Origin of the sequence: Cellulomonas pakistanensis (assembly GCF_016862755.1) — a bacterium.
Taxonomy (GTDB): Bacteria; Actinomycetota; Actinomycetes; order Actinomycetales; family Cellulomonadaceae; genus Cellulomonas; species Cellulomonas pakistanensis.
In genome coordinates, this window is the sequence record NZ_BONO01000002.1 from 218,278 (window position 1) to 232,323 (window position 14,046).

15 protein-coding genes are annotated in these 14,046 nt (G+C 73.3%); all 15 read right to left on the reverse strand.

Going from position 1 to position 14,046, the window contains the following annotated elements:
• Nucleotides 1-228: 228 nt before the first annotated feature.
• Nucleotides 229-645, reverse strand: a complete 417-nt coding sequence (gene nusB / locus Cpa01nite_RS02435) for a transcription antitermination factor NusB (RefSeq protein WP_147793616.1) — start codon at nucleotides 643-645, stop codon at nucleotides 229-231.
• A gap of 1 nt (nucleotide 646) precedes the next feature.
• Nucleotides 647-1,210: an elongation factor P gene (efp, locus tag Cpa01nite_RS02440; RefSeq protein ID WP_147793617.1), complete on the reverse strand. Its 564-nt coding sequence runs from the start codon at nucleotides 1,208-1,210 to the stop codon at nucleotides 647-649.
• A gap of 123 nt (nucleotides 1,211-1,333) precedes the next feature.
• Complete coding sequence (locus Cpa01nite_RS02445; protein WP_203667129.1) at nucleotides 1,334-2,254, reverse strand: GGDEF domain-containing protein; 921 nt, start codon at nucleotides 2,252-2,254, stop codon at nucleotides 1,334-1,336.
• Between the two features lie 153 nt (nucleotides 2,255-2,407).
• Nucleotides 2,408-2,917, reverse strand: coding sequence for a hypothetical protein (locus Cpa01nite_RS02450; protein WP_239068457.1), 510 nt, complete (start codon nucleotides 2,915-2,917; stop codon nucleotides 2,408-2,410).
• On the reverse strand, nucleotides 2,914-3,588 hold the full coding sequence (locus Cpa01nite_RS02455) for a hypothetical protein (RefSeq protein ID WP_203667130.1): 675 nt from the start codon (nucleotides 3,586-3,588) through the stop codon (nucleotides 2,914-2,916). Before Cpa01nite_RS02455 ends, Cpa01nite_RS02450 begins: the two co-directional genes overlap by 4 nt.
• A gap of 83 nt (nucleotides 3,589-3,671) precedes the next feature.
• The gene (aroB, locus tag Cpa01nite_RS02460) at nucleotides 3,672-4,793 is read right to left on the reverse strand and encodes a 3-dehydroquinate synthase (RefSeq protein WP_203667131.1); all 1,122 of its coding nucleotides are present in this window, start codon (nucleotides 4,791-4,793) and stop codon (nucleotides 3,672-3,674) included.
• Nucleotides 4,790-5,374, reverse strand: a complete 585-nt coding sequence (locus Cpa01nite_RS02465) for a shikimate kinase (protein ID WP_203667132.1) — start codon at nucleotides 5,372-5,374, stop codon at nucleotides 4,790-4,792. Before Cpa01nite_RS02465 ends, aroB begins: the two co-directional genes overlap by 4 nt.
• Nucleotides 5,375-5,426: 52 nt before the next feature.
• Nucleotides 5,427-6,617 (reverse strand): chorismate synthase, encoded by a 1,191-nt coding sequence (gene aroC, locus Cpa01nite_RS02470; protein ID WP_203667133.1) that lies wholly within the window; start codon nucleotides 6,615-6,617, stop codon nucleotides 5,427-5,429.
• An 87-nt stretch (nucleotides 6,618-6,704) separates the two neighbouring features.
• Nucleotides 6,705-7,508, reverse strand: a complete 804-nt coding sequence (locus Cpa01nite_RS02475) for a hypothetical protein (RefSeq protein WP_203667134.1) — start codon at nucleotides 7,506-7,508, stop codon at nucleotides 6,705-6,707.
• A 1-nt stretch (nucleotide 7,509) separates the two neighbouring features.
• Nucleotides 7,510-8,217 carry a PilN family protein gene (locus Cpa01nite_RS02480; protein WP_203667135.1) on the reverse strand — a complete coding sequence of 236 codons (708 nt, stop codon included), beginning with the start codon at nucleotides 8,215-8,217 and terminating at the stop codon, nucleotides 7,510-7,512.
• On the reverse strand, nucleotides 8,214-9,278 hold the full coding sequence (pilM, locus tag Cpa01nite_RS02485) for a type IV pilus assembly protein PilM (RefSeq protein WP_239068458.1): 1,065 nt from the start codon (nucleotides 9,276-9,278) through the stop codon (nucleotides 8,214-8,216). Before pilM ends, Cpa01nite_RS02480 begins: the two co-directional genes overlap by 4 nt.
• Nucleotides 9,279-9,369: 91 nt before the next feature.
• Entirely contained in the window at nucleotides 9,370-10,164 is a 795-nt protein-coding gene (locus tag Cpa01nite_RS02490) for a prepilin peptidase (protein ID WP_203667136.1), read from the reverse strand.
• The gene (locus tag Cpa01nite_RS02495) at nucleotides 10,161-11,948 is read right to left on the reverse strand and encodes a hypothetical protein (protein ID WP_203667137.1); all 1,788 of its coding nucleotides are present in this window, start codon (nucleotides 11,946-11,948) and stop codon (nucleotides 10,161-10,163) included. The genes Cpa01nite_RS02490 and Cpa01nite_RS02495 overlap by 4 nt, the downstream gene beginning before the upstream one ends.
• On the reverse strand, nucleotides 11,945-12,622 hold the full coding sequence (locus Cpa01nite_RS02500; protein WP_203667138.1) for a PilW family protein: 678 nt from the start codon (nucleotides 12,620-12,622) through the stop codon (nucleotides 11,945-11,947). The genes Cpa01nite_RS02495 and Cpa01nite_RS02500 overlap by 4 nt, the downstream gene beginning before the upstream one ends.
• Nucleotides 12,619-13,995, reverse strand: coding sequence for a type IV pilus modification PilV family protein (locus Cpa01nite_RS02505; RefSeq protein ID WP_203667139.1), 1,377 nt, complete (start codon nucleotides 13,993-13,995; stop codon nucleotides 12,619-12,621). The genes Cpa01nite_RS02500 and Cpa01nite_RS02505 overlap by 4 nt, the downstream gene beginning before the upstream one ends.
• Nucleotides 13,996-14,046: the final 51 nt, after the last annotated feature.

Below are 14,046 nucleotides of genomic sequence, written 5' to 3' on the forward strand. Positions count from 1 at the left end.
CGCGCTGCCGCGCCGCGCGTCCGCCCCGCGCCGCGCGTCCGCCCCGCGCGCCGCGTACGCCCGCGCCCGCACCCGCACCACGTTCGCCGAGGTGGCAACCCTCGGCTGTGGCGGGCGGTCCGCGCACAGCCGAGAGTTGCCATCTCGGCGTCGAGGGCGGACCCGGGACGCAGGACGGCCCCCGGCGCCCCGGGACGGGGGCGACGGGGGCCGTGCGTGCGTGCGGCGTCAGGCCAGGAGGGTCGGCTTCAGGTCGACCAGGCGGCCGAGCAGGCCGTTGACGAAGCCGGGGCTCTCGTCCGTCGACAGGCTGCGGGCCAGCTCGACGGCCTCGTCCACGGCGACCGCGTCGGGCACGTCGTCGTTGAACAGGATCTCCCACGTGCCGATCCGCAGCAGCTCGCGGTCGACCGCGGGCATCCGCTCGATCGTCCAGCCGTGCGAGTGCGTCGCGATGACCTCGTCGATCCGGGCGCGCTGCGCCTGCACGCCCTCGACCAGCTCGACCGAGTACTGCGGCAGGGCCGCCTCGGTGCCGGGCTGCGCGATGCGGTCCGCGAGCACGGTCAGCGGGTCGAGCCGGCGTTGCTCCGCCTCGAAGAGGACGTCGAGGGCCCGCTTGCGGGCCTTGGTGCGAGCTCCCACCTCAGTCGTTCACGCGACCCAGGTAGCTGCCGTCGCGGGTGTCGACCTTGACCTTGGTGTCCGACTCCAGGAACAGCGGGACCTGGATCTGGTAGCCGGTCTCCAGCGTCGCGGGCTTGGTGCCGGCCGAGGAGCGGTCGCCCTGCAGGCCCGGCTCCGTGTAGGTCACCATGAGCGTCACCGACGGCGGGAGCTCGACGTACAGCGGCACGCCGTCGTTCGTCGCGACCATCGCGCTGGTGCTCTCCAGCATGAAGTTCGCGGCGTCGCCGACGGTGGCGGCCGGGACGGTGATCTGGTCGTAGGTGTCCGTGTCCATGAACACGAAGTCCTCGCCGTCCTTGTACAGGTACTGCATGTCGCGCTTGTCGACGTTCGCCGTCTCGACCTTGGTGCCGGCGTTGAACGTGCGGTCGACGACCTTGCCCGAGAGGACGTTCTTCAGCTTGGTGCGGACGAACGCGCCGCCCTTGCCGGGCTTCACGTGCTGGAACTCGATGACCGTCCAGAGCTGGCCGTCGATCCTCAGCACGGTGCCGTTCTTCAGGTCGTTCGTCGTCGCCACGTGTCGCTGCTTCCTGTCCAGGGGTGCTGTCTGCCGGGCCGCCACGCGCGCCCGCGGTCGCGGGCGGGGCTGAGCCGCCGACTATCGTACCGTGCGGGACCGCCGCACGGCCGCCGGCGCGGGTCAGACGTTCCCCGCGAGCGTCCGGCGCGCGTCCTTCGAGGCGAACAGGTCCGCGTCGGCCCGGTCGAGCAGGCTGCGCACCGAGTCCTCGGGACGCAGCTCCGCGACCCCGGCGCTGGAGGACAGCACGTCCCGGAGCGCCGCCGACGCCACCCACCCGCGGGCCGCGGCCTCGTCCGCACCCGGCAGCACCGCGACGAACTCGTCGCCCCCGACGCGGCCGAGGAACGCCCCCGCCGGCAGCCTCGCCCGCCACCCCGCGGCGAGGCCGGCCAGGAGGTCGTCCGCGCCGAGGTGGCCGTGGCGGGTGTTCACGACCTTGAAGTCGTCGACGTCGAGCGCCACGACGCTCAGCCGCGCCCCGGTGCGCAACGCGCGCGGGACGACGTCGCCCAGGCGCTCGTGGAAGGCGCCGCGGTTGAGCGCCCCGGTGAGGTGGTCGGTACGGGCCTGCTGCCGCAGCCTCCCGGACTGCTGCGCCATCAGCCAGCACGAGAGCAGCGCCATCGCGCACGCCCCCACCACGACGACCGGGTGCACCGCCGCCGGCGCGATCGCCGCGGGAAGCGCGATCGCGGCCACCACGACGCCGGCGACGACCGCCGCGCGCCGCGGCTCCAGCGCGTAGGCCGCGAACTGCCCTGCCACGACGAACCCGAGCGCGAACAGCACGACGCCCTGCGCGGTGTGGCACGTGCTGACGAGCGCCGCCGAGACGACGACGCCCGCGATCAGCACCGCCTGCGTGCTGCGCGGGTGCACGGGCAGGGTCAGGAGCGCGCCGCACAGCACCACGTCGACCGCCGACACCACGAGCCACCACTGCACCGGCGAGGACGGGTCAGCGGGCCACACCCCGCCCAGCGCCGTGATCACCGCCATGACGAACAGCCCGATCACCAGGTGGTCGCGGGTGGTCACGTCACGGTCGGTCCCCGGCCCCTCCTCGTCCCCGCGCATGCGTCCTCATCGGAAAGCGCTGCCCGTGACTGGACCGCTGGTTCGGGTGAAAGCGGGTGAACAGGACGTCGTGACCGCGGTGCCCGAGCCCCGCGCCCGAACTGAGCGCCCGCGTCACCGGGTCAGCAGCCAGCGGCCGAGCACGCCGATCCCCGCCGCCCACACGAGCGACGCCAGCGTGCCGATGACGAACCGCTCCGACACCGCCGGGTCGTCGCCCGCGCGCAGCTCCGGGTACCGGCCGAGGCCCTTGACCGCCACGACCACCGCGACGCCGCCGGGCTCCCCGGCGAGCAGGGCGCCGGTGACCGCCAGCCGCTCGAGCACCCCGATCCAGGTGCCGCCGCGCAGCTTGGCCCGGACACGGTCGCTGTCGGGGCCGTCGCCGAGCGCCCGGGCGTTCGCGTCGCCGGACGCGCCGCGGTTGACCCGGCCCTTGCGGTACTCGCGGGGCTCGTCGTTGGCGGGCTCGTGCGGGCCCGCGCCCTCCCGGGCCGGCGCACCCCGCGGCCGGCGCCCGCCGCGGTCGGCGAGCCGCAGCACGCCCGCCGCGGCGACCCAGCCGAGCCCGACGCTGACCGCCAGGGCGGCCACCACGAGCACGGTCCCCCACAGCGTCGTCACGCGCGCCCCTCCCGGTCGACCTCGGCCGACCCATCCTGGCCACGCCCGCCCGCGAGCCGGAGCAGGCGCGCCGCGGCGGGGCGGGCCGCGACCTCCTCGGCCCACAGCGCGGCGCGGAGGCGGGCGCTCACCGCCTGCTGGCTGATGCCCAGCGCGGCGGCGACGTCCTCCTGCCGCGCCCCGGGCTCGCCGCGGCCCGGGGCCACGCGGTCGACGACCGACCAGCCGGCGGCGGTCCGCCGGGCGACCACGGCGCCGAGCAGGACCAGCACGCCCTCCGCCTCGGCGGCGGCGACCGCGTCCGGGCCCCGGACGGCCAGCGGCACGCTCCGCAGCCGGGACTTCGCGGCCTCGACGGCCTCCCGGGCGTGGATGAACGCGCTGCCGGACCCGGCGCGGGACGAGACCGGGAGCGGGGTGTCGACCACGCCGGAGCCGATGCCGATGCTCCACCCGCCGGTGCGGACGAGGTGCAGGGCCAGCGCGACCACGAGGTCTGCGTCGGCGAGCACGCCCTGGACCTCGTCGCCGACCGTGCGCTCGAACGGCAGCACGACGGCGCCCGGCGCGGCGGTCGCGAGCGGCGACGCGGAGGCCAGGTCGGCGAGCAGGGCGTCCACGCGGTCGCCGACCCGGCGGCTGCCCTCCTGGTCCACCGTCAGGGTCCACATGGCCGCCACGCTAGACCGTGGTACGGCCCCTTACAACCCTGAGAGTTGGTAGGTCGAGTCACAAGCCTTCGGGCTTGTGCGACTCAGCCCAGGGAGATGCCCCGCACCGGCGCTGCGCCCTCGGAGATCTCCGCGTACGCCGCGACGAGCAGCGACGGGTCCGGTCCCTCCAGCCGCGCCGGCCGGGCGACCCCGTCGAGCACGACGAACCGCAGCAGGTCGCCGCGGGTCTTCTTGTCCCGGCGCATCGCGGCGTGCAGCTGGTCCCACCGGTCGCCGCGGTAGGTCGTCGGCAGGCCGAGGCCCGTGAGGATCGACCGGTGCCGGGCGACGACGTCCTCGTCCAGCCGGCCCGCGAGCCGCGCGAGCTCCGCGGCGTAGACCATGCCGACCGACACGGCGGCGCCGTGCCGCCACGAGTACCGCTCGACGTGCTCGATCGCGTGGCCGAGGGTGTGGCCGTAGTTGAGGATCTCCCGGAGGCCGGCCTCCTTGAGGTCCTCCCCCACGACCCGCGCCTTGACGGCGACGGAGCGCTCGACCAGCTCGGCCAGCACCTCGGACCGCGCGGCGCGGACCGGGTCGGCGATCTCCGGCCCGTGCGCCTCGACCAGCTCGAGGATCCGCGGGTCCGCGATGAACCCGCACTTCACGACCTCGCCCAGCCCGGCGACGTAGTCGTGCTTCGGCATGCTCTCGAGCGCCGCGAGGTCGCACAGCACGCCCGCCGGCGGGTAGAAGGTGCCGACCAGGTTCTTGCCCTCGACGGTGTTGATGCCGGTCTTGCCGCCGACGGCAGCGTCCACCATCGCGAGCAGGGTCGTCGGCACGTGCACGACCTTGACGCCGCGCAGCCACGTCGACGCGACGAAGCCGGCGAGGTCCGTGGTCGCCCCGCCGCCGAGCCCGACGACCGCGTCGCTGCGCGTGAAGTCCGCCTGGCCGAGCACCTGCCAGCAGAACGACGCCACCTGCGCGGACTTCGCGGGCTCGGCGTCCGGCACCTCGGCCAGCAGCGCCTCGTAGCCCTGCGCCGTCAGGTCCTCCCGGACCGCGTCCGCGGTCGCCGCCAGCGCCGTCGGGTGGATGACCAGCACCTTGCGGACGCCGTCGCCCAGCAGCCGGGGCAGCTCGCCCAGCAGGTTGTGCCCGATGACGACCTCGTACGGCTGGTCGCCCGTGACCTGCACCGTGCGCGTGCTCATGCCTCGCTCCTGTCCTCGCCCGCCGCGCCGCCGTCGGCCGCGGGCTCCCCCGTGCGCCGGTCGGCCAGCGCCGCCTCGATCCGCTCCGCGACGACCGCCGGCGCGACGCCGTCGGTCGACACGACCACCGTGGCGACGGCCTCGTACACCGGCCGCCGCTCCGTCATCAGCGCCTGCCACTTCGCCCGGGGGTTCCCGAGCAGCAGCGGACGCGACTGGTTGAACCCCACACGCGGCGCCGCGTGCTTCAGGCTGACGTCGAGGAACACCACGACGCCGCCCGACTCCCGGTACGCCGCCAGCGCCTCCTGGGTCGCCGGGTGCAGCACCGCGCCGCCGCCGAGCGCCAGGACGCCGTCGTGCTCGGCCAGCGCCAGCCGGACCGCCTCGTGCTCCAGCTCGCGGAACCGGGGCTCGCCGTCCTCGACGAAGATGTCCGCCACCGGCTTGCCTGCGACGGACTCGACGTCGGCGTCGGTGTCCCGCTCCGCGAGGTGCCACCGGCCCGCCAGGGCGTGCGCCACCGTCGACTTGCCCGAGCCGGGCGGTCCGACGAGGACGACCCGCGGGCGGGCGGTCATCTCGGGCTCCCCGCGGGCTCGGGCGCGCAGCGGGCGAGCCCGCGGGCTGCGCTCATCGCAGGAGGTCGGGGATCGACGCGACGTAGGCGTCGAGGTTCCGGCGGACCTCGCCGACCGAGTCGCCGCCGGTCTTCTCCAGCAGCGCGTCCGCGACCACGAGCGCGACCATCGCCTCCGCCACGACCGCCGCCGGCGGCACCGCGCACACGTCCGAGCGCTGGTGCTGCGCCTTCGCGGGCTCGTTGCTGGAGGTGTCCACGGTGTCGAGCGCGCGCGGCACCGTCGAGATCGGCTTCATCGCCGCGCGGACGCGCAGGATCTCGCCGTTCGTCATGCCGCCCTCGAGGCCACCCGCACGGTTGCTGCGGCGGCGGATCACGCCGTCGGCGTCCCGCTCCATCTCGTCGTGCGCCTGCGAGCCGCGACGGGTGGCGGTCCGGAATCCGTCGCCGACCTCGACTCCCTTGATCGCCTGGATGCCCATGAGCGCACCGGCGAGCCGCGCGTCGAGCCGCCGGTCGGCGTGCACGTACGAGCCGAGCCCGGACGGCAGGCCGTAGACCAGCACCTCGACGACGCCGCCGAGGGTGTCGCCGTCCTTGTGGCACTCGTCGATCTCGGCGACCATCGCGGCCGACGTCGTCGCGTTGAAGCAGCGCACCGGGTCGGCGTCCAGCGCGGCCACGTCGTCGGGCGTCGGCAGCGCGGCGTCGTCGGGAGCCGCGACCGGGCCGATCCCGACCACGTGCGACACGAGCCGGACGCCCGCGGCCTGCTCGAGGAACCGGGCCGCCACCGTCCCGAGCGCGACGCGGGCGGCGGTCTCGCGCGCCGACGCGCGCTCCAGCACCGGGCGGGCGTCGTCGAACGCGTACTTCCGCATGCCGACCAGGTCGGCGTGGCCCGGGCGCGGCCGGGTCAGCGGGGCGTTGCGGGCGCGGTTCAGCTTCTCCGGGTCGTCGACCGGGTCGGACGACATGACGTCGACCCACTTCGGCCACTCGGTGTTGCCGATCTCGATGGCGACGGGGCCGCCCTGCGACTCGCCCAGGCGGACGCCGCCGAGGATGCGAACCTCGTCCTGCTCGAACTTCATGCGCGCACCGCGGCCGTAGCCGAGCCGGCGCCGCGCCAGGGCGTCGCGGATGTGGGCCGACTCGACCTCCACCCCCGCGGGGAGGCCCTCGAGCACGCCCACCAGGGCGGGGCCGTGCGACTCACCGGACGTCAACCAACGGAGCATGGTCGGGATCTTCCCATGGTGTGCGGGTACGACCGCGCCCCGGTCCACGAGGTGGGCCGGGGCGCGGGCGGGTGGTGCGGGACGGGGTCAGGCGTTGGAGAACGCCCCCGAGGGGTCACCGGCCGCCGGCGGTGCCCCCGACTCGCCCTGCTCGGTCGCGTCGCCGGCCGCGGCGGTCGGGTCCTGGAGCACGTACACGTACCCCGAGATGAGGAGCTCCAGGTCGCCCTTGGCGGTCGCCGGGCGCCCACCGGAGGCCTCGGCCTCGTCCTGACCGGTACCGTCGAGCGACGTCACCAGGAAGAGCCGGTCGGAGTCCTCCTGCAGCGTCCCGAGGAACGAGAGGACGTCCACCGGGTTGCCGAGCGCCGTGATGGTGACCGGGACGGCCACGAAGCCCGGGATCGGCGCCGCCGCCGAGGGACCGGACGTGCTCGCGCCCGCCCCCTCCTCAGATCCGTCCGCGTCGGTGGCGCCCTCCCCGGATGCGCCCTCCTCGGTGGCGTCGCCGCTGCTCGGCGCGGCCTCCACCGCCGCCGGAGCCACCGCCTCGGGCACGCCCACCGAGGCGTCCACGACCGCCGCGCCGGACGCCGCCGCGATGCTGTCCACCGTCCGGAGGAAGTCCGAGGTGCGACCGGTGGCCGGGATCTCGCGCTCGATCAGCGCGAGCTGCTCCTCGTACGACCCGAGCTCGGCGAACTGCTGCTCCAGCCGCGCGAGCTGAGCGGCGAGCGTCGAGTTCCGGTCCTCCGCGATCTGCGTGTCCTCGGCTGCGCGCGCGGTCTTCGCCACCACCGGCGAGATGAGCACGAACCAGCTGAGCGCCAGGATCGCGACCGCCAGCAGGACGGTGCCGGCGACCCACGTCGACTTCTTGACATTCTCCATGTCAGCCCTCGTCCTCGTTCGGCAGGAAGCGGTTGGCGTAGGCCTCGTCCGTGACCTGGACGCTGACCGAGAACTCAAACCGCGGCGTGGCGGTGTCCGTGTCCTCCCCGACCGTCACGGCGGTGACCCGCACGTCGTCGAAGCCGGGGATGGTGTCCAGCTGGTCCTGCCACTGCGCGATGTTCGGCAGGGTGTCGCTCACCGCGGTCATGTCGAGTCGGGACACCGACTCCGCCTGCAGCGGGTCCGCCGGCGCGGCCGGAGCCAGCATCGGCGTCGCGCCGTCCACGGTGAGGCTCGCGACCTTGACGCCACCGGGCATCGCCGCGAACACGTAGCCGAGGTACTCCCGCCAGAGCGTCTCCGTCGACATGCCCTGCTGCCGGGCTGCCTCGAGCTGCTCGAGCCGGTTGAGCACGACGGGGACCTCGGCGTACTGCTGCTGCGCGGCCGTGAGGCGCATGGTCTCGGCGTCCGCGTCCGCCAGCGCCTTCTCCTGCGTCGACAGGGCGAACGAGAACAGCGCGTACCCGCCGGCGGCCACGGCCACCACGAGGACGAGGCACAGCGCGAGCACCCGCTTCACACGCCCCATCGCCCGCGCGCCGTAGATCTCGGGCGGGAGCAGGTTGACCCGGGGCGCGATGTACGGTGCCGGCTGCGGCACCCCAGCGGCCGGAGTCGCCTTGCGCTCGCTGATCGCGGTCATGCCGCGGCTCCCATCGCCAGGCCCACCGACACCGCGAAGGTGTGCTGGGCGTCGAGGACGTCCGTGGCCGCAGCCGCACGCGCCACGTCGACGGTGCCGAGCGGCTGGCCCACCGACACGGGTAGCCGGCTCGCGCTGGACAGGTACTGCCCCAGCCCGGGCAGCTGGCACGCCCCGCCGGTCAGGAAGACGGCCTGTGCCGCGGCACCGGGGTGCGACGCCGCGTAGTAGACGAACGTGTTGCGGATCGACTCGACGAGCGACGTCGTCGCAGTTCCCAGGGCTCGGGCCGCCTCGTCGAGCTCGGCGGGCACGCTGAACCCGAACCCGATCTCGCGCTTGATCCCCTCCGCCTCCGCGGCCGGGACGCTCATGGCCCGCGACACCGCGTCGGTAGCGTCCTGGCCGCCCGTCGGGAGCAGACGGACCATCGTCGGCACGCCGTTCGCGACGATCACGACGGTGGTGACCCGAGCACCGATGTCGACCAGTGCCAGCGTCTGGCCCAGCGTGCTCTCGCCGCCGAGAGCACGGGCGAGCGCGAACGCGCTCAGGTCCACGCTGACGGGGTTGAGGCCGGCCGACTTCACCGCCGCGATGTTGGCGCGCACCGTGTCCTTGGTCGCCGCGACCAGCAGCCCCGAGACCACGGTCCCGTGCTCGGCGGCGCGCGACCCGGTCGGCAGGTAGTCGAGGATCGCGTCCTCGACCGCGACCGGGATGAGATCGTGCACCTGGAACGGCAGCGAGGCCTTCAGCTCGGGCAGGGGCATCGCCGGCAGGTCGAGCTCGCGCACGATCACCCGCTGGTTCCCGACGCCGATGACGACGTCCTTGGACCCGAACTTCTGCTGCGCCCACAGCTGCTTGATGGCCGTCCCGACCGTCGACGGCTCGGCCACCTCGCCGTCGCGGACGGCGCCGAACGGCAGCTGCACCGCTCCGGCGCGGACGAGCGTGGGACGCGCCGGCCGGCCGCCGCGTCCGCTCATGATCTCGACCTCGGCCGCGCGCACCTGCGTGGTGCCGATGTCGAGCCCGATCATGCGTGTCTTGGCCACGCTCGAGTCCCTTCCCTCCGGATGGCGTACTGCAGTCTGATCGGGCGCGGGTGCGCCCGACTTGAGGGGTTCTCCGGCTGATTCCGGTAGGTCAGAGGAAGAGCCCGAGGTAGGCGTTCCAGAGCATTTCGCCGAAGAGCAGCCCGACCAGGGCGCCGCCGAGCATCCACGGTCCGAACGGAATGCCCGACTTCCGGTCCGCGCGCCGCGCGACCAGAAGCCCCACGGAGTAGACGCCGCCGAGCAGGAATGCTGCGAACGCCCCGACGGCGAATGCACCCCAGCCGAACCACGCCAGGTACAGACCGAGCACGCCGGCCAGCTTCACGTCGCCGAAGCCCATGCCTCGCGGGTACGCGAACGCGGCCGCGAAGTAGAAGACGTAGAGGCCGACGCACCCGATCGCCGCCCGGACCAGCGCGGACCAGTCGGGTTCGCCGCCGGGGTTCCACGAGGCGAGAGCCAGCAGCAGGGCTCCGACCGGGTACGACGGCAGGACGATCCGGTCGGGCAGTCGCTGCACGTCGATGTCGATGAGGGTCAGCGCGACCCCGACGGCAGCGAGGTACAGCACCGCGGGCAGCACCCACGACAGCCCGACCTGGGCGGCGAGGACTGCGAACAGCAGACCCGTGACCGCCTCGACCGCCGGGTACCGGGCGCTGATCGGCTCGCCGCAGTCCCGGCACCGCCCGCGCAGCACGAGCCACGAGAGCACCGGCACGTTGTCCCGCGACCGGATGCGGTGGCCGCAGCGCGGGCAGGAGCTCGGCGGAGCGACGACCGACTCGCCGCGCGGCACCCGCCACACGACCACGTTCAAGAACGAACCGATCACCAGGCCGAGGATGCCCGCCAGGAGGACGACGAGGACGTCGAGCGTCACCGGTAGTTCCCGTCGGAGTCGAACGCGGGCTCGACCTCCACCCACACCGTGATGCCGTAGGTGGTCGTCACGGGCGAGAGGTACTTCGGTGGCGCCTGCGTGCGGAACCGCTCGTCGTAGTAGTACTTCTTCGCGTACCCCGTGGACAGGGTGGACACGGATCCGCTACGGGTGGTGGTCGCGACGGGGCCGCGAAACTTCTGCGCGATTGCCCCTGTGACCCACAGATCGCCCCGCGTCCCTCCCCGGTTGTAGTTCTGCACCATGAACGTGTGCGCGACCGACAGGATGGCAGCGTCGATGTACCGGTCCCGGCCGCCGAGCAGGGAGCTGTAGATCGTGTCGCCGCGCCAGTCGGTGGTCGTCCGCATCGGGTTCCAGACCCACACGGCGTTGTTGCCGACGAGCCCGAGCATGTCGTCGTTGTCGTCCGCGTACGTCACGTTCCCCGTGATGTAGACGTAGTTCTCGGCCGCCACCGTAGTGCGGCCGTTCAGGACGCCCTTGACGAACACGTCACCGTTCCGGCACCCGTACGCCGTCGAGAACGGGACGGTCTCGTTCTCGATGGGGTACCCGATGTTGTTGCGGTTCGAGGACGTGCACGCGATCGCGCCTGGGTGGACAGGGGTGCGCGAGCTGCTCGCGACCCGGTTGACGTTCCCGGAGGTCGTGGGGACGTTCTGCACGTAGATGACGAGGTTGTCCGTCACCGGGACGTCGACGCCCACGTAGGTGGACCCCGACTTCTTCGCGAGGCCCGTGCTGCCCGGCTTCCCGCACTTGTCCGGGGCTGAGCCGCCCGTGTCGGTGTCGCCGGTCGTGTTGGTGAACTGGGTCCACGGTGAGATCACGCGCATCGTGCCGTCGGACTTGAACTCGATCGACGTCGGGCCCGTGTAGAGGCACCCGGTCTCGGCCACCTCGTCGGGGCGGTCGCTGCGGGTCTCCTTCTTCAGCGCCGTGTTGGTCGGCGGCATGCCGATCGACGTGCTGAAGGTGGGGTCACCGGGGTTCTGGAACGTCGGGCGCGCGCCCTCGTACCGGATGTAATTCGGCCCGCTGGCGGCCTCCCACGACGTCGTCACGCGGCCGTTGAACTCGGCCGGCCCGTTGGTCTGGATCGCGTCGTTCGTGTGGACCGGGCCGTTGAGCTGATCCATGCCGCCGAAGTAGATGTTGTCGCACGGCCGCGGGTTCGGGTACTTGATGGCGCAGTTCTTCGTGTCGGTCGGGTCCACGGCCTGCGGGTCCGTGACCTCGAAGTCGGTGAAGTACAGGAAGTCGATGAAGCCCTCCTGCTTGAGGTCGGCGACGATCGAGCGGGTCTCCCCGCCGGCGCGCCCGGTCGACCGGACCCGGAGCGTCCCGTCCTGGGCGAAGCGCGAGTTGTCGATCTCGTACCGGAACTGCGATGCCCCGTTGCTCCCGGGCACCGTGGCCCAGGTCCCGGTCGCACCGAGGCCGAACGCGGGGTTGGTGGCGTCGCCGACCGGCAGCCTCACGTTCGACCCGGCCGAGAAGCTCGCCGCCGGGTTGCCCGCGCTGTAGTAGCTGGTGTCGTAGGCCAACCGGCTCTCGAACTCCTCGATGCCGGCGTAGGCCGCGGCCAGCGCGGAGTTCCAGTCCTGGTCCGACCGCGCGTTGCGCAGCGCACCGGTCGCGAACGCGACCCCGGCCACCATCAGCGCAGCCAGAGCCGCCGTGATGCCGATGACCAGCGGCATCGCGAGCCCGCGGTCGTGGGTGTCCTGCGCCAGCACGCGGCGCACTGCGTTCCTCATGGTCTGATCCTCGAGATGCCGAGATTGGGGATGCTGACGGTGTTCTGCATCTCGACGGCGTCGGCTCGGCCAGTCCCGTCCGCCTGCACCGTCAAGTGGATCTGCACCGCCGCGACGAGACGCCGGTCCGCCTCGCTCATGTTGCTGCCGTTGGCCGGCGGGACCAGCTCGTCGCCCTCTGCGTCGAAGTACCGGAACAGCGCCGGGGCTCCGGTGGGGACGGACCGAGCGATCGGCCTGGACGAGCTGGGGCTGCTCTGGAACGACCACGGGGATGCCGACGTCGTGGCGAGCCAGCGCGTCTCGACGACGCGCCGCTGGCCGTCGATCGAGAACCGCGCCTGCATCGGACGCGGCGACGACGACGACGTGTCGATGTACGCGTAGATGGTCAGGGCGTTCGCCCGGGCGTCCAGGAACACGGGAGCGTCCTGCGAGACCCCGGTCGGCCGGAGCGTCGTCCCCGACCGGATCACGCGGGTCAGCTCGTTCATGCCCGTCGAGGCCGTCATCGCGCTCTCCGTGGCGGCGCGATCGCGCGTGAACGACCGCGACGAGGTCGCGACCAGCGTCATCACGATCGCGGTGAGCAGGCCCAGCAGCGCCATCGTGACGAGCAGCTCGGGCAGCGAGACGCCTGCGTCCCCGCGAGGCCGGCGGCGGAGCGCGGTCACGGGGCGACCACCGCGACCCGCGGGTCCAACGTCACCTTGCCGTCGGGCGCGACCGTGGTCCGCTCCGGCTTCGCCGGCACCGTCGGCTGGATGTCGGCCGCCGGAACCGGCGTGTTCTGCGCGCCCGAGCCCCCGCGGTACAGCTGCCAGGTGCCGTACGGGAGCGCGATCGTCCCCGACCCGGTGCGGATCACGTCGCCGAACGCCAGCGTCTGCGTCGACGCGCATCCCGGGAGGCCCGGTGTCGTGGGGTTCACCGACACCGCCTTGAGGTGCGAGACCGAGCTGCTGCCCCCCCGCACCGTCACGATGCCCATCGCGACGCCGGTGCTGGCCGCGCCGCCCGGCGTCGCCGCCACCGCGGGCTGCCGGTCCGCCCGGAACGTCTGCGAGCCCACGACCTCCTCCGGCCACTGCAAGGGGTCGGCCGCGACGCAGGTGCCGGCGAACACCTCGTATCCCGACGAGAACGGGTGCAGCGGGAACCGCTGCGTGAGCGTGCCGCCACCGGAGCTGGGCGTCCGCCCGAACGTCCCGTAGGTGTTCGCGAACGTCGTCTGCAGGTTCGTCGGGACGCGGACGGCCGTGCCGGCCGGCGCGTTGGCCGCGAGCGTGGTGGTGAAGGTGGCGGCGCGGTCGTACTGGAACCCGACGGTCGCCGACTGCCCGCCGACGACGGTCACGGCCTGCGACGACGTGGTGTTCTGGCTCGAGTCGATGTACCCGCTCCGCGACACCGAGATCGTGTAGTCGTCCGGCGGCACCTTGAGCACGTACGTGCAACCCTGCGCGTCCGTCGCACTGATGACCGAGCCGACCGAGGGGCTGGCGCCGATGCTGATGCCCTGGCTGCCGAGGCCCGCACCGTCGAGCACCGACACGATGATCGTCCCGAGGTTCGGGTCGTTGAGACGCTGGTCCGGGTTGATGACCGTCGTGGAGCGCACCGGCTCGGTGCCGGAGCGCATGCCGCCCCAGGTCACCTCCACCGAGATGCGCTTGTACCGGAGCTGGCCGCTGTCGCCGCCCCCGAGCCCGCCGGCGCCGCCACAGCTGAACTCCTCGTCGGGGTCGGTGACCCACGACGCGCGCCGGACGACCTGGAACGTGTCCCCGTTGAGCTCGACGGCCCGGGACTCGTCCACCAGGTCGAAGAGGTCCTCGGCGTCGCGCGCCAGGTCGATCTCCTCGGCGGCGAGGTTCGCGGCCACGCCGCGTGACCGGGAGTCCCGGGTCAGGCTCAGGACCGAGAGCATGGTGTAGACGAAGCCTGTCGACACCAGGGCGAAGATCATCATCGCGACGATGACCTCGACCAGGGTCACGCCCGCGTCGTCGTGCTGACGGAGCCGCTGGCGGATGCGGGCGATCATCAGGCTCTCCTCCCGGTGTCGTCGGACCGAACGCAGCGCGGGGTGCCGCCG

Bases quoted from the DNA above. Each gene is read 5' to 3' on its own strand.
- Cpa01nite_RS02505 (WP_203667139.1), bottom strand. From the start codon at position 13,995: ATGATCGCCCGCATCCGCCAGCGGCTCCGTCAGCACGACGACGCGGGC.
- Cpa01nite_RS02475 (WP_203667134.1), bottom strand. From the start codon at position 7,508: ATGGAGAATGTCAAGAAGTCGACGTGGGTCGCCGGCACCGTCCTGCTG.
- Cpa01nite_RS02480 (WP_203667135.1), bottom strand. From the start codon at position 8,217: ATGACCGCGATCAGCGAGCGCAAGGCGACTCCGGCCGCTGGGGTGCCG.
- aroB (WP_203667131.1), bottom strand. From the start codon at position 4,793: ATGAGCACGCGCACGGTGCAGGTCACGGGCGACCAGCCGTACGAGGTC.
- Cpa01nite_RS02455 (WP_203667130.1), bottom strand. From the start codon at position 3,588: ATGTGGACCCTGACGGTGGACCAGGAGGGCAGCCGCCGGGTCGGCGAC.
- Cpa01nite_RS02465 (WP_203667132.1), bottom strand. From the start codon at position 5,374: ATGACCGCCCGCCCGCGGGTCGTCCTCGTCGGACCGCCCGGCTCGGGC.
- aroC (WP_203667133.1), bottom strand. From the start codon at position 6,617: ATGCTCCGTTGGTTGACGTCCGGTGAGTCGCACGGCCCCGCCCTGGTG.
- Cpa01nite_RS02495 (WP_203667137.1), bottom strand. From the start codon at position 11,948: ATGAGGAACGCAGTGCGCCGCGTGCTGGCGCAGGACACCCACGACCGC.